The following is a 19,382-nucleotide window of genomic DNA, read 5'->3' on the forward strand; positions in this document are numbered from 1 at the left end:
GGCGTCATTTACGGCTTGTCTCGCGCGCCTCCCGGCGCTCGCCTGAGGAACTTCATCATGCTACACGGCTACGGATCGAGCATTCTCGATGGCGCCTGGCTGACCATTAACCTGGCCCTGATCTCCATGGCCATGGCGATTGCCCTGGGCCTGATCGGCGCCGCCTTTCGTCTGTCACCGTTCAAATGGCTGGCGCTGCTGGGCGAAGGTTATACCACCCTGATTCGCGGTATTCCTGACCTGGTGTTGATCCTGCTGATCTTCTACGGCGGCCAGGACCTGGTGAACCGCATCGCCCTGGCCCTAGGTTACACCCGCTACTTCGACATCAATCCCTTTATCGCCGGCGTCTGCACCATGGGCTTCATTTTTGGTGCCTACCTCTCGGAAACCTTTCGTGGCGCCTTCATGGCGATCCCTAAAGGTCAGGGCGAGGCCGGCGCGGCTTATGGCATGAGTGGCGCCCAGGTGTTCTGGCGGATTCTGGTGCCGCAGATGATCCGTTTCGCCATTCCCGGGTTCACCAACAACTGGTTGGTGCTGACCAAATCCACCGCGCTGATCTCGGTGATCGGCTTGCAGGACATGATGTTCAAAGCCAAGAACGCAGCGGACGCCACCCATGAACCGTTCACGTTTTTCCTCGCGGTCGCCGCGCTCTACCTGATGCTGACCAGCGTGTCATTGCTGGTCCTGCGCTATCTGGAAAAACACTACTCGGTCGGCGTCAAAGCCGCCGAACTGTAACCGGGAGCCCCCCATGATTCTCGACTACAACCTGATCTGGGAAAACCTGCCGCTGTATTTCAGTGGCGCCCTGGTGACCCTGAAAGTGCTGCTGATTTCTCTGGCGGCTGGCCTGGTGCTGGCGATTCCACTGGCGTTGATGCGGGTATCCCGGTCGCAGCTGATCAACTTCCCGGCCTGGCTCTACACCTACGTGATTCGCGGCACGCCGATGCTGGTGCAATTGTTCCTGATCTATTACGGGTTGGCGCAATTCGAAGCGGTGCGCCAAAGCGCGCTCTGGCCTTACCTGTCCAGTGCCACCTTTTGTGCCTGCCTGGCTTTCGCGATCAACACCAGTGCTTACAGCGCGGAACTCCTGGCCGGCAGTTTGAAATCCACGGCCCACGGCGAAATCGAAGCCGCCAAAGCCATGGGCATGTCGCGCTTGACCTTGTATCGCCGCATTCTCCTGCCGTCAGCCTTGCGCCGGGCGCTGCCGCAGTACAGCAACGAAGTGCTGATGATGCTGCAGACCACCAGCCTGGCGTCGATCGTCACGCTGATTGATATCACCGGGGCCGCGCGAACGGTCAGTTCGCGGTTCTATCTGCCCTTCGAGGCGTTCATCACCGCCGGCCTTATCTACCTGGCCCTGACCTTCATCCTGGTTCGCCTGTTCAAGCTGGCCGAGCGCCGCTGGCTGGCCTATCTGGCACCGCGCAAGCACTAAGGAGCTTTATGAAGCACATTCAATATCTCTTGCCGTGGAGTGCCTCGGGCACGGAACGAAAGCTGACCGTGTTTCGTTTTGGCAGCGGGCCGCGCAAGGCCTACATCCAGGCCTCACTGCATGCCGACGAGCTACCGGGGATGCGCGTCGCCGCCGAGCTCAAGCGGCACTTGCAAGCGCTGGAAGAACAAGGTCGCCTGACGGGTGTGATCGAGTTGGTGCCGATGGCCAATCCGATCGGTATCGCACAGATGTTTCAGGCCACGCATCAAGGTCGTTTCGAGTTCTCCAGCGGGAAGAATTTCAACCGCGATTTTCCGGAGCTCACCGAAGCCGTGGTGCCATTGCTGGAAGGTCGCCTGGGAGACGATGCCGACACCAATATCGCGCTGATTCGCCGCGCCATGAGCGACGCCCTCGCAAACCTGTCACCGCCGACATCGGAACTCGATGGCCTGCGGCGCCTGTTGATGCAGCATGCCTGTGATGCCGATGTGGTGCTGGACCTGCACTGCGACTTCGAGTCGATCATGCTGCTGTATGCGATGCCGCAAAACTGGTCACGCTTGCAGTCATTGGCCGCCCGTCTCGGCGCTGGCGTTGCCCTGCTGGCCGAGGCCGCGGGTGGCAGCGCTTTCGATGAAGCCTGTGCGATTCCCTGGCAACACCTGGCCGATCGCTTTCCTGAAGCCAATATTCCGCTGGCATGCGTCGCCACCACGATCGAATTGCGCGGTATGGCTGACACCGAACGCGAGCAATGCGTCGACAGTGCGCAGGCCATTCTCGGCTATCTCGCCGAGCAAGGCCTGATCAGCGGTGACTGGCCCGCCGCGCCACCCAGTCGTTGTGAAGCGACACCGTTCGCCGGCGCCCAGTACGCCTATGCACCGCACCCGGGGGTGGTGAGTTATCTGCAACCGTTGGGCGCCCGCGTCAAGGTCGGCGATCCGCTGTTCGAAGTGATTGATCCGCTGACCGATCAGCACAGCGTGGTGCACGCCAGCACCGACGGCATCCTTTATGCCCGCGAACGCCTGCGCTTTGCCCAGCCCGGTTTGTGGCTGGCCAAAGTGGCCGGCAGTACCCCCATTCGCCAAGGCCGCTTGCTCAGCGACTGATTCCAGAGAGTTGAAACCATGTACAAACTTGAAATTCAGGACCTTCATAAAAGCTACGGCACCCACGAAGTGCTCAAGGGCGTGTCCCTGGAGGCGAAAGCCGGTGACGTCATCAGCATCATCGGCTCCAGCGGTTCAGGCAAAAGCACCTTTCTGCGCTGCATCAACCTGCTGGAGCAGCCCAATGCAGGCAATATCGTGCTCAATGGCGAACAGCTCAAACTGGTGACCAACAAGCTCGGCGGGCTCAAGGCCGCCGAACCCAAACAGCTGCAACGCATGCGTTCGCGATTATCGATGGTGTTTCAGCACTTCAACCTCTGGTCGCACATGAGTGCCCTTGAAAACGTCATGGAAGCACCGGTGCATGTCCTGGGCATCAGCAAAAAAGAGGCGCGGGAAAAAGCCGAACACTATCTGAACAAAGTCGGCGTGGCGCACCGCAAGGATGCCTGGCCGGCGCATATGTCGGGGGGTGAACAACAGCGGGTGGCCATTGCCCGTGCACTGGCCATGGAGCCTGAAGTGATGTTGTTCGATGAACCGACGTCGGCACTCGACCCCGAGCTGGTCGGCGAAGTACTTAAAGTCATGCAGGACCTGGCACTCGAAGGACGCACCATGGTGGTCGTAACCCACGAAATGGGTTTTGCACGGGAAGTGTCGAATCAGTTGGTGTTCCTGCATAAAGGCCAGGTCGAAGAGCGTGGCGATCCGCGCGAAGTGCTGGTCAATCCGCAGTCAGAACGCCTCCAGCAGTTTCTGTCCGGCAGCTTGAAATAACCTTACACTCCAGCCAACGCAAAACCCTGTGGGAACGCCGCCCGCACGCTCCCACAGGTTATGCGTTCGCCCCCTGCCCCTTTTCCAACCCTCAGGAAGTGTTGAACCGGATATGCCGAGCCCTTCGAAAGACACCACGGTCTATGCCGCGCCAGTGATGCGCAAACTCGCGGAAATCGTTCCCGATTTACCGCCTTCACTGCGCAAGGTGGCGGATTTTATCCTGCGTCACCCGCTCAGGGCCGCGACGCTGACTATCGAAGAAATGGCTCATGAAACATCCACCTCGCCAGCAGCGGTGAATCGTTTGGCCAAGGCGCTGAACCTGGGTGGCTACACCGGCATGAAGGCCGAACTGGTCGCGACGTTGCAACAGATGGTGTCGCCGGTGGACAAACTGCGCAACGAACTTGCGCATCGCCCTGGCGGCGCATTTGGCCTGCATGAGCAAATTCAGAGCGCCACCAGCAACCTCGCCACCGCGGCGACGAACAACCATGCAGACACCTTCGAAGCATTTGTCACCCGCCTGATCAACGCTCGCAAAATCTACATCCTGGGCTTTGGCAACAGTGTCTACTTCGCCGGCCTCGCCGCCTCGACCCTGATGCCGTTCTGTGCGGACGCCACGGCCATCAGCATGGAGGGCGGCAACGAAAACGCCGCTTACCGTCTGGCCGCCATCACCGATCAGGACGTATTGCTGGCGATTTCCCTGCCACGCTATTCCCTCGACACCCTGCAACTCGCACGTTTTGCCAATGAGCGCGGCGCCTCGGTGCTGGCAATCACCGACTCACCCGCATCGCCTCTCACCGGCATTGCCGAACACGTGCTGTTTGCCCCCGCCGATCATCCGGTCATGACCAGTTCCAACATTGCCGTGCTCGCATTGATCGAAGGGTTGGTGGCGGGTGTGATGGCGCGCAATAAAGAAGCCGTCAAACTTGCAACTGAGCTGACCGAAAGTGTGATGTCTTACTTGCATATTCCCTCGAGTGGTAAATCGACGAAGAAGTGATGGTTCATATACCTGCGGGAGCCGGCTTGCTGGCGATCGCGGTGGATCAGGCATCCGATTGTTGGCCGGGCTGTCGCCTTCGCCGGCAAGCCGGCTCCTACAGGGTTACTTCGCGGCATACTTCGGTCCGTGCGGATTATTAAGATTTGCCTGCAACATCCCCCACTCCCGCTGAATGATCGAGTAAGGGATAAAGATGCTGATCCTCTCAGCACCCTTGACCCCGGAGTTGGTACTCACATCGTTTAATGTGGTGGAGTAGAAACCGATATTGATGCCGACGACACTGCCGTCATTGGCGATGACCGGCCCACCCGACATCCCCTTGACCAGCGGGGCATCATGGATGGCGTAGAGATCACCGCTGTGCTCATCGGCATTGACGAAAGGCGTCTGATACACCTTGCCTTTCCCGGTAGTGGTCACGAGGTAGGGACTTCCCCCCACGGCCGTTATGCTCTCGCCCACACGCGGTGCGCGCCACGAAGGGTAGTGGCCGTTGGCTTTATGCTTGATGAAGACAAGATCGCAGTGGGTGCTGCAGCTGTATTTTACATCGGGGATGAATGGCGTATGGCGGGTGGTGACGGCGTAGTCATCGTTCCATTGCACGGCCGAGGCCATGTATAGATACGGCAACGGAAAGCCGGAGAAGACTAAAAAGTATGAATCATTAGTAACACCCGAAAGATCGGGTTTTACGATGCCGTTGCATCCTGCAGTGACAACTCCTATTAAAAAGCAGGCCATGATCTTGATCATGATGTATCACCGACTTATAGGAAGAATGTGACTGTTTTTTGTTGTCAGAATTTTGTCTTTTGTCGGGTCGCAATACTCCTCGCCTCTTGTTCTAGTTGGACGCTGTGATACTTATGGTTGAAGTTTCAGCACGGCGTATGAATGAATTGCACTAAGACCAATCGCTTTTCGATCAACTTTATTAGTGCAAATATTTGACGTCAGAAATATGTTAACCCAAAGGATAAATACCAGAAGAGCCTATGATCGTCTTGGTTAATGACGGGCGATTTTAGTTGGTATGTTTAAAAGAAAGGACAGCGTTCTCGTCGGTTAACAGCGGGCGCTGCAAAGCTATGCCAGAATTTAAAGGAACGCTTGGCGATGGGCCACTGATGTCGAGTCATTCATCGCCAACGCGATAACCTGGCCGTCTTCTGTCGCGTCGGAGCATCCAATGTTCGAAACTACCGAGCTGTCGCGCGTGAAGCATTTCGCCGCAAACACGGTTGGCCGGGATTTCGCGGTCGGGGACATTCATGGCCACTTCACCCGGCTACAGGCTGCGCTGGATGCGGCCGGATTCGATACTGCCGTTGACCGCCTGTTCAGCGTCGGTGATCTGATTGATCGTGGGCCCGAGTCACTGGATGTCGATGAATGGCTCCTGCGCAAGCCCTGGTTCCATGCAGTGCGTGGCAACCATGAGCAAATGGCTATTGATTCGCACGCCGCCGGCCGCTTGAGCAATCAATGCAGCATGCACTTCATCAATGGTGGCGCGTGGTTCTACGGGTTATCCAGCAATGAGCAAGACGGGTACGCCAGTATCCTTCAGGACTTGCCCCTGGTGATCGAAATCGAGACCGCCCAGGGCCTGATCGGCATCGTGCACGCCGACGTTCCGTGCGCCAGCTGGGGAGAAATGATTACTGCGCTTTCCGGATCGGCAAGGGAGGCCGAGCACATTGCCGCCATCCTTCAGTGGTCACGCAAGCGTCTGACCGACGAAAACCACGCCGGTGTCGATGGCGTGCGGGCCGTGATCGTGGGCCATACGCCACTCTGGCAGCCGGCTGTACTCGGGAATGTCTACCACATAGATACCGCCGGCTGGATGAATGGCCACTTCACGCTGTTGGAGCTGGCCACGCTGCAATGCTTGCCGCCAATCGACCCCGCGCTCGGTTGCGGCGAGCGCTGAATCGCAAATAATACTCACTTTTAAATACAATGTTTTTCCTGAAGCCGAAGCGATTTCGGCAACTCCTTGTGCGCCCGATATTCAAGCTTGGCTATAACTGAGGAGAGGCACCGGTTTCCCTGAATTGATGAAGTGACAAGCGCTTACACATCTGCAGTCGGGAAGTGGAAATCAAATGCTTTTGCCAATCCCCAAACGACTTACCGTAATTTCCCCACATTTAGATGATGCTGTCTTTAGTTGCGGTTGCCTTTTGGCTGAGAGTCGAGACGCTCTTGTCATTACAGTATTCGCTGGCGTGCCTGATCCTGACATAGCAGCCCCGGCTTGGGATATGGCAACAGGCTTTAGTAGTGGGTATCAGGCGGTGCTTGCGCGACGTGATGAAGATACGGAGTCGATGCGCAGACTGGGTGCGAGAAACCAGTGGCTCAGCTTCTGGGATAGCCAATACGGTCGCAGTTATCAAACGACCGACCTGGTACCTGCGTTAAAAACAATCATCGAGCAAAGGGGTGGGACCGTTCTCATGCCTATGGGACTTCGCCACCCCGACCATCTGCTGACAAGCAACGCTTGCCTGGCGGTGCGCGAAGCGTTGCGTCTTGCACAACAATGCACAGAGGATGGAGTACCTGACCACCCAATGAATTGGTTCGTCTATGAGGAGGCTACCTATCGGCAGTTTCCGGGTCTGGTCATTACTCGGCTCGCAGCCTGGAAGCAGGCTGGACTGACAATGAGGGCAGTTAAATTTCCCACTTCAAGCATAATAAAGAAAGCCTACGCCGTAGGCGCCTATCAGAGTCAACTTCCACTATTCGGAACCGCCAAACGCGCCGATATGGGCTCTCCTGAACGCTATTGGCAGCTCGATTATGAGCAGCCGTTGCAGCGGTGAACGGGTCTGAATCGATTCGTCATCGACACGATTCCCGTCATTAATTTTGTCTGGCGCCTGTTCTTGTACTCAACTCGGCTGAGCAAACGTCGTTCCATTCAGGCTAGGCTGCCATAGACAATTGATGTCAAAAAGCCATAAATTGATGACCTGGATCGATGACACCTCCCAACGAGTAACAGCTATGTGCTGCCAGGATGCACATTTCACGCGCGTCATCAGGAGATTGTCAGTCCGAAGTGCTTTGCCTATGCATGACGACACAACCTGTCGCGCAAGCCTGTCAATCTCAAACTCCAGGTTTGACCAAATCAGCAGTTCGGACGTACCCCGGTTTTGTGAGATCGCTCTCAGTTAAGGAACATCTTTTTGTCAGGAGACACAGTCATGCTGCTCAAATCCAATCAATTTTCCAAGCATCGGTACACACCGAATCCGCTATCGACATCGTCTGCGGTGATCTGACGAATGTCCGCCTACAAGCCAGGATAAACACGTGCTAATGCTGATTTTTTGGCAATTGCAGCACGACCCACTCGTTGAATCCTCCTCTTACCTATCGGCACGCGTCAGGCCGTCAGACAACCCGAGAAAGATACTAATCAATGACCAATATACTGACTCAAGGCCTCGAACAGCGTCAGCAGAAGATCAATGCGGCCAAGGAGTTCCTCAGCCGCACCCGGAGCCTGTTCGATGAGTTCGGGAGTGCTAGGCTTCGCACCTCCCATGCCCGCTTCAGCGAATTGCTCGATGCACTCAATGCAGATGCCGTGCGCCTGGTGGTACTGGGCGAATTTTCCCGTGGCAAGTCAAGCCTGGTGAACGCACTGCTGGGCATCGAGTTGCTACCGACCGCCCTGCAAGCCACCACCGCCATTAACACCTTTGTACGCATGCTGCCTGCCGATCGCACCGAGCGATTCATTCGTATCCACTTCCAGGACGGAAGACCGGTGCAAGAGGTACCCTGGAATGACGATCTGGCACTCGAACGCTGGGGCACCGAGCTGGATGAAAGCCATGCCGATGTCCGGCAGACGCTCGACTACATCGAAGCGTTCATGGATCACCCCTTGCTCGAAAGGGGCCTGGTCCTGGTTGACACCCCCGGCCTGGAAACCGTAATCAAGCACCACGAGGCAATCACCCGCAAAGCCATTGCCGAAGCCCACATCGCCCTGTGGGTGCAAAACACCACCCAACTCGGTGGTGCAGCAACGGAATGGGAGTTCCTCACAGAAACCCTGCGCAACAACTTTCGCAAATTCGTCACGGTCATTGGCTGGTGGGACAAGGTCCTGGCACCTGACGATGCTCGTGAGCGCCGCGTGCCCCTGGATCAGCGCATTCAGGACAAGCTGGACGTTGTGCGGCAGAACTTCCGCCGACACCTGCAGGATGACGATGAGTTCAAACTGCTGACCGACAGGAACCATCTGATTCCGGTCAGCGCCCACTGGGCCATGGATAGCGATCCGGCAAAGCAGTCACAGTCGGGGATTGAAGAGTTGTCGTTGCGTATCGCGCAAATGTTTTCCAGCGGTGAAGCGCTGGAACAGATCTACAGCAAGCCGATGCAACAGATGTCCCACATCCAGCAACAACTGGCCGAGACGCTGCAGGACGAACTGCAACAACTGGAATCGGACAAGACCCTTGAGGAGCGGGCTCGTGAACTTGCCCAATTCGACCTGGAAACCCAGCTGCTCGAGCAGGAAGCCGATGCCGTCGCACGGGATTCGCGCGAAGAACATGAGCGCGCGGCCCGGGCGCTGGTGGAAAAGATCCAGCGCGAATTGATCAGCCCGCTGATCGAGCTCAAAGCCGATATCGAGAACCAGGTCGATGCCGGATATGTAGAGCGCCAAATCAAGAAACGGGTCAAGACCGTGACCCTGCCAGACGATCTGCACGAGCAGTTCCAAACTATCTCCGTACAGGTCGGCGATGTCTGGAATCGGCAGAAACAGGAGTTGGCCAAAGCGCTGGACGGGCTGAGTGTCGATTACAGCAAGCAGATGGAAAAGCATGCGGGCCGAATCAGGAGTGAGATGAGCAAGATGGATGTGCAGATGCCATCGCTCGACACTCAATTCATGCTCGACTTCAGCGCGATAGAACAGCACCACCAGCAAGCCATGGCCCTGGAGCAGGAAATCGCTGCCCGTCATGAGCAGATCGATAGCATCGAAAGCGACATGTCGAAATACATGGCCAACGGCGCTCAACTGGAAATGGCGCGCCAGGCCCTGTCCCGTGTCGAGCGCATGCACGACAACCTGGGTGGGCAGCCCAGCCCGAAAATGTCTTCGCAACGCAAAGTGGTGAAAAAAGGGGGCATGTACAGCGACGATACCTATGGCGACGTGCCTTACACCGATCACAGCAACGTGCAGGCCTGGAAGGAGGAGCGGGACAAGCTGATGGCCGCGCTAGCGGACAAGGAACAGCGTCTGGAGCAGATCGCCGCCGAGGAAGAACGCAAGACAGGCCTGCGCATGTCTCTGGAAAAAGCGCAGAAGAAGTATGAGCGCGAAGTGGCCACGTTCGAGAAAAAGAAGGCGCAGTTCGAACAACAGTCCGAAGCCGCCGAGGGCCAGTTGATCAAGGAAACCACTCAGCGCCTGATCAAGAATACCGCAGGCCAGCTGGAGCAGCGCATTCGCCACCTGGAGAATCATGTGAAGGATGCCATCCACAAAGTCTTCGCCGATCAATTGCAGGCTTTGCATGACTGCGTGAAAGAGCAATACCTCGAACCGCTGAACGCCAAGCTGGAGAAGCGCCGGGAAATCCATTCGCTGCTCGAACAGGGCAAGCTGGATGTTGCCCAGCGCAGGACACGCCTGGAACAGGCCAGTAAAGATGTCGACGATCTGATGACCATCACCCAAAACGCGTTGAAGGCCTGAAGGAGCGACCATGTCACAGCCCAATGCATTCCTGAGTGAACTGCTGTCCAGCCTGCCGACCGACTGGCACGAGCCGGTCGAAGCCCTGGCCGCTGAAGTCCTGCACGCCGATTCCCCCTTACGCCTGGTCCTGCTGGGGAGTTTTTCCGTCGGTAAAAGCAGCCTGCTAAACATGCTGCTGCAGGAGCCGCTGCTGCAAACTGCGCTCGAAGAGACCACCGCCCTGCCCACCTTCATTGAATATGCCCCCGAACGGGGAATGTCCTTGATCGGTCTGGACGGTAGTCAACTGCCACTGGATGGGGGGCAATTTGCCCACGTCACCACCCATGCGCCCGAAGGTGCCGCGTGCGCCGTGCTGGGCCTGCCTCAGCCCTGGCTCAAGGGCGTGTCTATCATCGACCTGCCAGGGCTGGGTAGTACATCCGCCAGCCATCGCGAATACACCTTGTCCCAGGTTCGCCAGGCCGACGCGGTGCTCTATCTGTTGAGCCCCCGCGGCCCCTCTGCCGCCGACATGGACACGCTGAAAATCGTTCAGCAGTCCGGTAAGCGTGTGAAAGTACTCGTCACCCACTGGGACGAAGTCGAAGAGGCGATTGCGCGGGGAGAAAAAGCGCCTTCGTTCGAGCAATGGACCCGGCAGATCGAAAGCGCCACCGGCTTGCGAGTGCGATTGGCCGCCAGCCATCGCGAAGGCCTGGGGCGCGAAGAAATTTTGGAGTTCGTGCAACGTGCGCGCGACGATCTGCAGAGCATCCGCTTGCGTCGTTTTCAGGCAGAGCTGCGCCCGCTCCTGCAGAATGCCCTCGGGCACAATGCCGAACAGCAACGCGCCTGTGAGGTCGACTCGGAACAGCAGGCACAAGCCCTGCATCAAGAGTTGATCGAGCGAAAACAGCGACTGGCCGAATTCAAGTCCAGCCTGTATGGCGAACAGCAGGCCGATCGTGCCCGTCTCAGCCAGCAAGCCGGCGTCAGCGTGCGCCAACAGCGCCAGAATCTTGCGCAGCAACTCGATGACCAGGCCGGGAGCCTGGTTGAAGAAACCGACTGGGAGCGCTTCGGCCGGCAAGGTAGCCAGCAACTGGATGCCACCCTCCGAAATATCGCCAGCCTATTCTGCGAGCTCTCGCAGAACTACGGCACCCTCGAACTGCCGGCGACAGATGTCGTGGAGCTCAATTTGCGTCTGCCCGCCCCGGAGACAGTCTCTGCCGAAGACTTCATCGATATTGGCCGCCTGACTCAATTGCAACAGGCGTTGAACGAGCAACAGGACGCCCAGCAGGCGATCAGCCAGAAGCAGGCATCGTTGCAGGTCCAGGACATGGACGAGCATGAACAGAGCCTGCAGGCGCTGACCTGTCAGCAAGAAACCCTGGCTACCCAACCACTGCCAATGACCCTGCAGCAAACGGGCAATGCCAATGGCGCCTTCATTGGACGGCTGGTGGGCGAAGTTGCGGACATTGGCCTGATGTTCGTCAACCCGGCAGCCGCCGGAGCGAAGATTGCGGCGCTGATCGGTAAAGGGGCCAAGGTCGCCAAGATTGCGGTCAACACCGGGAAACTGGCCAAGACCATCAGTACCACCGTGAAGGTCGTCAAAGGTGCCCAGCAAGGCAATGCCACGATCAAGGGCGTCCCGCAACCGATCATGGATAAGCTCGGCGGGCTGGAAATGCTGTCGCTGAGCTACTGGGGCGAACGCGTTGGCCACGCCTTGGGTGGCCCCACCGAGGTTCAGGTGGTCGACACGCAGGCCATGGCCGAGCGCGAAGCGGCAATCGCCGAACTGGAACAGCAACGTCAGACGCTGCGCCGAGCCTTGGCCCGCAATGAGGACATCGCCAACGAACGCCAGTTGACCGGCTGGGCGCTGGAACAGAGCCAGAAAGAACAGGCGCGGCTGCAGAGCGAGCTGGAGCGACTCAAGCTACAAGCCGAACAAAAGCATCGGGAAGCCCTGCAACAGTTGCAGCAGGAACGCCTCAAACAACTGCGCCGCAGTTCCGAAAAAGCCCGGACGCAGTGGCTGCAAAATTTCGACCGACAGGCCTCGGCCATGGATGAGCTTCTGCACAACCGGGTTCGAAGCTATTGGGAGGATCGCGTCGAGGCGCTGCTCAACGAGCGCCTGCAAGACATTGACCTGCTCACTGTCCAGTCCCAGGCCAGCGCTCAGGATAAACAGGCCGCACTGGTTCGTTTGCGCGAGCATGCGCGAGCACTGGAACACACCCTGGAAACACTGCACTGAATCGGCCAGCCCGCTTCCCATGAACGGCGAAGCGGGCGCTTTGCGAATACGCCCGAGAACAACTCTGTATGACCTCTGCAAATCCATCAGCCAAGCAAGCCCTTGACGCCACCCCATCCGAGCAGCTGGAGCGTTTTCTCGGATCGTTTACCGAAACGGCGGTGGTATTACGTTACCTCGATTTGCTGGCCGAACGCACCCAGGCCCTGGAACAGCGCATCGGACTCAACGAGCTGCATCAGTTGCGTCGGGAAAACAAGCATCTACGCGAACAAGTGAAGAAAAGGACCACCGCGAGCATGGACTTGCTGACGCTTTACTTGCCCATCATCTATCACAACTTCTGGAACACTGTGCGACCTGACGAGCTGGCCATGCTTGCCGGCAGCACCCAAGTTCCGATGATTCCATCGCCTTACCATGAACCGGACGGGGCATTGGTCACTTCCATGAAGCAGAGGTTCTTGCAACTGACTGAGGAAGCCCGGGCCAGCGTCATAGCGTTCTGTCACCAAATGCCCTACCAACTGACAGTTCGCCGTTCCATGCAGTCGTTTCTGGAGACCTCTGTGTGAACGAAGATCAATCACTACCCGCACCTCCCCTGCTGCAAGGCAATGTCCGCTCAACCCTGTTGGCCCTGCTGGAATCTGACGATCAGGTGCAACAGGCGGTCCGCCAACTCTTCGCCCTGCCACCATCGCCTGACACTCGGGAGCCTGCGGCTGTCATTGAGCATCAGTCATTCGGCCCGGAGCGCGAACTGCTCGACTGGATCAATACGGACCCAGCCCTCAAGAACGCCTGGCTGAGCGTTGACGAACCTGTCGAGCGCCAGTTGGTACGACTGATCGCCACAGCCTCGCAGTGGGATCGGCTGCTGCTGCTTTGGGATCGACTGGCCGCACGCTGCAAGAACGAACAACGTGGCGCGTCATCGTCAGAGCAGAAAATCCTGAGCCGTAGCCTGGAGCTGCACAACCTGGTCTGGCAGGAGCATCAGGCCAGTCTGCAAACCGTGCAAACCGGCACATCCTTCGACCCTCTGTCCCACGAACGCGGCACGCTGCTCGGCGACGCAGTGAGCGAGCAATGGCTGCCCGGACTGCGTAATGCCGCCGGACAGTTACAGCGCAAGCCACTGGTCTGCACCTGAGCAGCTCAGCCAATACCGCTATTTTGAAGACTAAGGACACCTGGAATGGGCACCCTCGAAAAGATCATCCCCGACTCTCTGTACAAACGATACATCACAACGCTCACCCAAATCATTGCTGAAACTTTGGCCAAACATCCGTTCTGGTGGGTCCAGGACAGTGCCTCCAGCCACAAGAGCATGATCTATGAGTGCAGGAGCGGGCGGCTGTGGGATGCCGCGCCAGATACCAAGGCCACGCTGGACGTTGCTACTGGCCAAGGCAAGGCAGCCAATTCGAAAGTCGGCGGATTATCGGATTGGCGCCTGCCTGCCAGACAGGAAATCACGTCATTTGCCAAGATTGCTGCAAACCCTTTACACAAGGGCGCCAACCACCGTTTGCTGGAAAAAGCCGACTGGCTTACCCGGGACGGCATTATCGACCTTGATAATTGCAGCCCTGGTTCATCCCGTGAGGGTTGTCTGTTGGTTTGCAATGACACTCTGGCAGGAAAAAGTAAAGTCGAGGTCATCAGCATCGCGCTTCAGCGAGGCTGGCAAATTCGCGACTGCACAGACCAGGAAAAACCGTTGGACCTCAGTATGCTGCACGAAAGACCTGATCTTCAGGCGGCGTATCAAGATATTGATTTCATCTCCACTGGCTTGCCCAAGCTGGAAGCAACCCAGTTCACCGACCCCAACAAGGGATTGTGGGAGTTCTGGGGCATGGATGAATCGCTCCTGGCTGAGCAAGGTGTACGTGCTCGAAATCCTGCGCAGGATGTGCAGGATTGCAATGTAGCCATCGATTTTGGAACCAGCAGTACCGTGGTGGCCTACGACGACAACGACCAACACAAGCTATTGCGGGTCGGTGTGGGCAGCTACTGGGAGCAGGAGCGCCCCGAGCACTATGAAAACCCTACCCTGCTTGAATTCATTAATTTCCCCGGTTTGCTCGAAGCCTGGCAGAGCGAGACCTTTCGCCCTGGCGTCTCCTGGGACCATGTGCGCTGTTCCCACGCCGCCTTGCAGACGTTCCGAGACAACAAGGGCAATCCACGCGTCGTGGCCAGCACCCTGGCCAAAATCAAGCATTGGGCCTTGCGCGAGAGCACGACGCCGCGCGTGCGGTTGAGCGATCGTCAGGAGCCTGAGGGTGTCGAGCACGAACTGGCACCGCTGACCCTGCGCAATCCGGTGCGTGGCCAGGCAATGAGCGTAACCCCGCAAGATCCGTTTGATCCGATCGAGCTATATGCCTGGTTTCTTGGCCTGAACATCAATTGGCGCGGTCGTGGCCTGTTCCTGCGGTACTACATGACCTTCCCCGTCGGTTACCCACGCGAGGTCAAGGATAAGATCCTCGCCTCGTTCCGGCGCGGCCTGCTGCGTAGTCTTCCCGCCTCTTTGGTCGGGGAGTCGATCTTCAACAAATTTACCGTTGAAGAGCGCGCTTCAGAACCTGCCGCTTATGCCGCCGGCGTCATGTCCTGCCTGGGCATCACGCCTACCCGCGAGGGCGTTGCCTACGCCGTGTTCGATTTTGGCGGTGGTACAACCGATTTCGATTTTGGCTACTACCGTCTGCCAACCCCCGAGGAAGAAGACGAAGGCAAGGAAGAAGTTTTCGAACACTTCGGCGCAGCCGGGGACAAATTCCTCGGCGGCGAAAACCTGCTGGAGAATCTGGCGTACCTGGTGTTCCGCCACAACCTCGATGCCTGCCGTAAACATCGCATCGCCTTCACCCGTCCGCTGGATGCCGACGACTTTGCCGGCAGTGAAATGTTTCTCGAACAGACCCAGGCAGCGTCAACCAATACGATCATGCTGATGGCACGGCTGCGTCCATTGTGGGAAAACGGAGAACTGGAAAGCGCTTCGGGCATCGAATCCCTGAACCTGCTGAACCGCGACGGACAGAATGATGTGCCCTGCGAACTCGTCATTCCGCTCAATGAGCTCAACGCCTATCTGGAACAGCGCATCGAACAGGGTGTGTGCAATTTCCTGGCTGCTTTTGAAAAAGCCTTCGCCAAACAGAAACCCGGTCACGTTCAGGTATTACTGGCCGGTAACGCCAGTCGATCACACTGGGTCCTGGACACCTTCAAGGCACTTGAAGCAGGCCGTCATGCCGAGACGTATGCCAGCGAATCACAGACACGCGTCTGCGGCTATGCCAATCAGTTGTTCCGCGACCAAAGCCTGTCGCTGACCGTCCATGAGCCTTTACCCGCCTGCGAGCAAACGCCGTTCACTCCGACCGCCAAGACCGGTGTCGCACTGGGCCTATTGCGCCTGTGCCCGGGCAGTGTGGTCAAAGTGATCAACCGTTCGCAAGAGCAATCCGGCGACGAAGCGCCCTTTGCACACTATGTGGGTCGTATACGCCAGGGGCACTTTCAGGTCGTCGTTGCCCAAGGCAGTGACTATGAAAAGTGGCACGAACTCGGCGCCCCGAGCGAGGGCGTGTTCAACCTCTATCACTCCCAGTCGCCACAGGCGCATACCGGTGCGTTGAAACAGGGCGAACCTGGCTTGTTCAAGAAACGCCTGGACTTGTTTGGCCATCTTCAAGGTCAACGGGTGTTTGCTCGCATCGTCGGTCCTTCCGTGATCGAAATCTGCACAGCCGCATCGCATCAGGCCATCGAAGACGAGGCGTTCGAAAACAGCTCTTTCCTGGATCTGGATAAGTGAATCCCCCTATGACAACACGTCAAACCAAGGCTAAACCACAGCCGAAAACCGGGAAGTTACGGGCGAGTCAATCGTCTGCGGCAAAGGCTGCTGAACTGCAGGCCCGGACCGCATTGGAAGAGGCACGGCACAGCCAGCTCTGCCAGTTGCTCGAATATACCCTGCACAATCACTGCGATGATTACCTCAGGCAGCTGGCGACAACGGCAGTGCAAGTGAAAACGGTTGCCGAAATCGCAACGATGCAAGCGCAACTGCTTCAAAAGAAAGACACTCAGAAAAAAACTCGCGAGGCGAAAAAAACAGCCGAAAGCATCTTGAGTCGTCCCCCGCAATGGAACCGATTTCTCAAGCAGGTTTATGGCATTGAATGAGATCCGACGTGCCGCTGGCACTGCCCAATCAAGGCGAATACAAGAGAACGTCCATGCAAGACATCGTTAGCCGTCTTGAACAGCAGCTGTCCGACGACATCAGGCGCATTCATCTACCGGACAGCAACTCCGCCGCCCGCCATGCTGCCCGGCGGCTCAACGCCGTGGCCGAGCATGCCCCGGCTTTTCTCGCCGTTCTGGCCGAGCCCTGGCTCGATGGTCCCGTGAGTGAACGCACACAGCAATTGCTGTCCGACTGCGCGCGCATTCATCTCTATGCCCGCGTCCTGGATGATGCACTCGATGAAGACCTGGCCGTGTGCCGACAGAACCTGCTTCGAGCCCAGCCGATATTCTGGCAAGCGGTGCAACGCATCGGGGCGAACGTTTCAGCCACCGTCGCCAGCGAAGCCGAACAGTTGATTCACCAGACCGTGTCGGCGGTGCAAAACGATGACCTGTGGCGTGATCCGCGATACTGGGGCCCGAAGAATCACCACCTGTTGCTGGTGCCGTTACTGCTGTCGGAAAACAGTGCGACGTACCAAGCCTGCCGCGCCGGGCTGTCGAACCTGATAGCCCTGGTGCAAGCCGGCGATGAGTGGAAACAAGGTGTACTGGCTAACGCTCCATTGCGCGACCATTTGCTCGATTTCGTGAAGCAATGCCTGGACCCCGAACAGTTGGCCATCCTTAGCCGCCTGGGCTGGCAAGGTGCGGCCGAACGCATCGTCTGGAATGCTGATCAATTGATCGGCGTGCTCTCCGACCCCTCCTGTGTATCAATGCCATGACTCTCAATACAACGCCTCGAAACATCGGCTTCACCCGCTCGCTGGCTGTGCAGCAGCACCTGCTGTCCTTCAGCGCGAGCATGATGAGCAGTACCTCTGTGCAAGACGGCGTCCTTACCGCCAGGTTCGTCGGTGAGTTTTCCGCCGGCAAGACGCGTCTGCTGCGAGAGCTGTTCGGCGATCAGATTCCGCCGGCACTGTTCCCGATCAGCTCCCTTGAACGCCAAACCCGTTTGCCACTGGAGATCACCTACGGCGACTCGCCAGCGCTGACCTTGATCCAGCGTGAGCATGATTACTCAGAGGCCACCCCCCTCGAAGCCTTTGCCCATTTTCCCGAACGCAACGAGCTCATTCACCTGGACCCGAGCCAACACCGGTTGCGCCTGACGATCAATGAGTCGCGACTGATCCTGCCCAATGGCGATGGTTACAGCGACGACAAGAGCCCCAAGCGCCTGTTCCTGATCGATACGCCCGGCTGGAACTCCGGTGATGACCAGATCGCGGAACAGAGCGCGGCATCGCTGATGACCGGTCACCACAATCTGGCGATAGTCTATGTGAGTCAGGCAGCCAGGCTCGATGGCGCGACCAATGCCGATCACCTGAAGGATTTCATGTCGGCCCTGGCCGAAGCCGATGACGACGCCAGGTTTTTAGGCCGGGCCAAGCTGCTGATGGTGATTACCGCCTGTCCGGACAAGGATGCGGCTCACCTCGAAAAACGTGCGCAGGATCTGGCCTACCGGTTATGGGGGGAGCTTGATCGTGCAGCGGACGAGTTGGAACTGGATATTCTCTGCGTCGACTTCCAGGAGCTGCCCACCGGCGATCTGCAAAACTTTCGTGATCGATTCTGGCACTGCCTGCTCGCACCGCTCGGGCACTCGACACCCTCCATCAATGCAAACCCATGGGCCGCGGCCCTCAAGCGCTGGCCCGCCGGTTGGGATATAAACCCACAGTTACTCGAATCCGCTCGACTTCTGGAGCGCGGCAAGAATCTGCTCGACAAGGCACGCGTCGGTGAAGAGTTCGTGGCGGGCATGAATATGTACCGGCTAATGGGGTTCAAGTCCGCAGAGCTTCGCGAAAAGGTTCTCAAGACCTGGCTTCGACAGTTGGCAACCGACACTGCAACGCTCAAAGACTGGACCGTGCCCTCCCTTCCGGAGGGACATCCATTGGAACAATGGTGGCTGCATTATTGGCAGGTAGAGCTGGAACAGTTGATCAGCCCGGTGCGTAACTTCTTCGCAAACGCACAGCGTACGATCAATCGACTCACACCCGATATCGAGGACTTGCAGCAATATCTGGATCAGCAACTCGCTGCACAGCATGACGTGGCTACATCGGCCCTTACCGGCAGCTTCGCCTGCCTGATTCAAAGCCTGCCGGCGCTGTGCACGGAACATGGCGTCGAAAACCGCATTGCCACTCTGCTGTCCTTGTCGTTGCTGCAATGCCGCTATGAAGACTATTACTTCCATCACCGGGCAGAATTTGCCGCCACGAATTGAGGCCTTCGAGAGTAGAACTGCGATCCTGACGGCCAATCTGATTGCCCCGGACATCAATGCCGAACATCTGGACCTGCTGCAGCAAGCTCTGCTCGAGGACCTGAAGCTGCACTGTCGGTAGCGGTCGGCGAACAAAAATCGCGTGCATGAACTCACGCTCACTCCGCGGGGTTGGGTCCAGCGCGGGCAGATCACCTATCTGGTCGCCTGCGCCGAGACCTTCGATGACGTGCGACTGTACCCGTTGTTGATGCTCTGCCTGGAGAGCTAATGCACACTGCCCAAGCCCTGGGCCTCGAGGATCATGCGGTCGAGCATAGCGAGCATGTCGTCGACATCAATTTCATGGAAACGGCCATTCGCCTCCTGTTCGAGAATCATGGCGGCGAACTCCTCGCTGTACTCGACCTCCTCAGCTTCAACCTGCGCAGGT

Annotated in this window: 17 protein-coding genes; 16 read left to right on the forward strand and 1 reads right to left on the reverse strand. The window is 57.7% G+C overall.

The window, feature by feature from the left end:
- The first annotated feature begins 57 nt into the window (after nt 1-57).
- From BJ917_RS07040 to BJ917_RS07060, 5 genes are all read left to right on the forward strand, one after another.
- The gene (locus BJ917_RS07040) at nt 58-747 is read left to right on the forward strand and encodes an ABC transporter permease (protein WP_121102787.1); all 690 of its coding nucleotides are present in this window, start codon (nt 58-60) and stop codon (nt 745-747) included.
- Nucleotides 748-760: 13 nt separating this feature from the next.
- Nucleotides 761-1,459 (forward strand): ABC transporter permease, encoded by a 699-nt coding sequence (locus tag BJ917_RS07045; protein WP_121102789.1) that lies wholly within the window; start codon nt 761-763, stop codon nt 1,457-1,459.
- 8 nt (nt 1,460-1,467) lie between these two features.
- Complete coding sequence (locus tag BJ917_RS07050) at nt 1,468-2,580, forward strand: succinylglutamate desuccinylase/aspartoacylase family protein (RefSeq protein WP_121102791.1); 1,113 nt, start codon at nt 1,468-1,470, stop codon at nt 2,578-2,580.
- Nucleotides 2,581-2,598: 18 nt separating this feature from the next.
- Nucleotides 2,599-3,363 carry an ABC transporter ATP-binding protein gene (locus BJ917_RS07055; RefSeq protein WP_096512455.1) on the forward strand — a complete coding sequence of 255 codons (765 nt, stop codon included), beginning with the start codon at nt 2,599-2,601 and terminating at the stop codon, nt 3,361-3,363.
- A gap of 112 nt (nt 3,364-3,475) precedes the next feature.
- Nucleotides 3,476-4,384, forward strand: a complete 909-nt coding sequence (locus tag BJ917_RS07060; RefSeq protein WP_121102793.1) for a MurR/RpiR family transcriptional regulator — start codon at nt 3,476-3,478, stop codon at nt 4,382-4,384.
- A gap of 105 nt (nt 4,385-4,489) precedes the next feature.
- On the opposite strand, the gene BJ917_RS07065 is transcribed toward BJ917_RS07060, so the two are convergent.
- Nucleotides 4,490-5,146 carry a serine protease gene (locus BJ917_RS07065; RefSeq protein WP_121102795.1) on the reverse strand — a complete coding sequence of 219 codons (657 nt, stop codon included), beginning with the start codon at nt 5,144-5,146 and terminating at the stop codon, nt 4,490-4,492.
- Nucleotides 5,147-5,582: 436 nt separating this feature from the next.
- Between BJ917_RS07065 and BJ917_RS07070 the strand changes: the two genes are divergently transcribed.
- From BJ917_RS07070 to BJ917_RS32240, 11 genes are all read left to right on the forward strand, one after another.
- Nucleotides 5,583-6,329, forward strand: a complete 747-nt coding sequence (locus BJ917_RS07070; RefSeq protein ID WP_121102797.1) for a metallophosphoesterase — start codon at nt 5,583-5,585, stop codon at nt 6,327-6,329.
- Nucleotides 6,330-6,504: 175 nt separating this feature from the next.
- A complete protein-coding gene (locus BJ917_RS07075) occupies nt 6,505-7,230 on the forward strand; it encodes a PIG-L family deacetylase (RefSeq protein ID WP_121102799.1) in 726 nt (241 codons plus the stop codon).
- Nucleotides 7,231-7,835: 605 nt separating this feature from the next.
- Nucleotides 7,836-10,145, forward strand: a complete 2,310-nt coding sequence (locus tag BJ917_RS07080; RefSeq protein WP_121102801.1) for a dynamin family protein — start codon at nt 7,836-7,838, stop codon at nt 10,143-10,145.
- A gap of 10 nt (nt 10,146-10,155) precedes the next feature.
- Entirely contained in the window at nt 10,156-12,408 is a 2,253-nt protein-coding gene (locus BJ917_RS07085) for a dynamin family protein (RefSeq protein WP_121102804.1), read from the forward strand.
- A 68-nt stretch (nt 12,409-12,476) separates the two neighbouring features.
- Nucleotides 12,477-12,983, forward strand: a complete 507-nt coding sequence (locus BJ917_RS07090; protein WP_121102806.1) for a hypothetical protein — start codon at nt 12,477-12,479, stop codon at nt 12,981-12,983.
- Nucleotides 12,980-13,564 (forward strand): hypothetical protein, encoded by a 585-nt coding sequence (locus BJ917_RS07095; RefSeq protein WP_121102807.1) that lies wholly within the window; start codon nt 12,980-12,982, stop codon nt 13,562-13,564. Before BJ917_RS07090 ends, BJ917_RS07095 begins: the two co-directional genes overlap by 4 nt.
- Nucleotides 13,565-13,609: 45 nt before the next feature.
- A complete protein-coding gene (locus BJ917_RS07100) occupies nt 13,610-16,255 on the forward strand; it encodes a hypothetical protein (RefSeq protein WP_121102809.1) in 2,646 nt (881 codons plus the stop codon).
- A gap of 8 nt (nt 16,256-16,263) precedes the next feature.
- Entirely contained in the window at nt 16,264-16,629 is a 366-nt protein-coding gene (locus BJ917_RS07105) for a hypothetical protein (protein WP_121102811.1), read from the forward strand.
- Nucleotides 16,630-16,682: 53 nt separating this feature from the next.
- Nucleotides 16,683-17,423, forward strand: coding sequence for a hypothetical protein (locus tag BJ917_RS07110; RefSeq protein ID WP_121102813.1), 741 nt, complete (start codon nt 16,683-16,685; stop codon nt 17,421-17,423).
- The gene (locus BJ917_RS07115; RefSeq protein WP_121102815.1) at nt 17,420-18,949 is read left to right on the forward strand and encodes a dynamin family protein; all 1,530 of its coding nucleotides are present in this window, start codon (nt 17,420-17,422) and stop codon (nt 18,947-18,949) included. The genes BJ917_RS07110 and BJ917_RS07115 overlap by 4 nt, the downstream gene beginning before the upstream one ends.
- Before the next feature lie 142 nt (nt 18,950-19,091).
- Nucleotides 19,092-19,220, forward strand: coding sequence for a hypothetical protein (locus tag BJ917_RS32240; protein WP_256658519.1), 129 nt, complete (start codon nt 19,092-19,094; stop codon nt 19,218-19,220).
- Nucleotides 19,221-19,382 lie beyond the last annotated feature (162 nt).

It is taken from the genome of Pseudomonas sp. WPR_5_2, from assembly GCF_003634475.1.
In the GTDB taxonomy this organism is placed as follows: Bacteria; Pseudomonadota; Gammaproteobacteria; order Pseudomonadales; family Pseudomonadaceae; genus Aquipseudomonas; species Aquipseudomonas izuensis.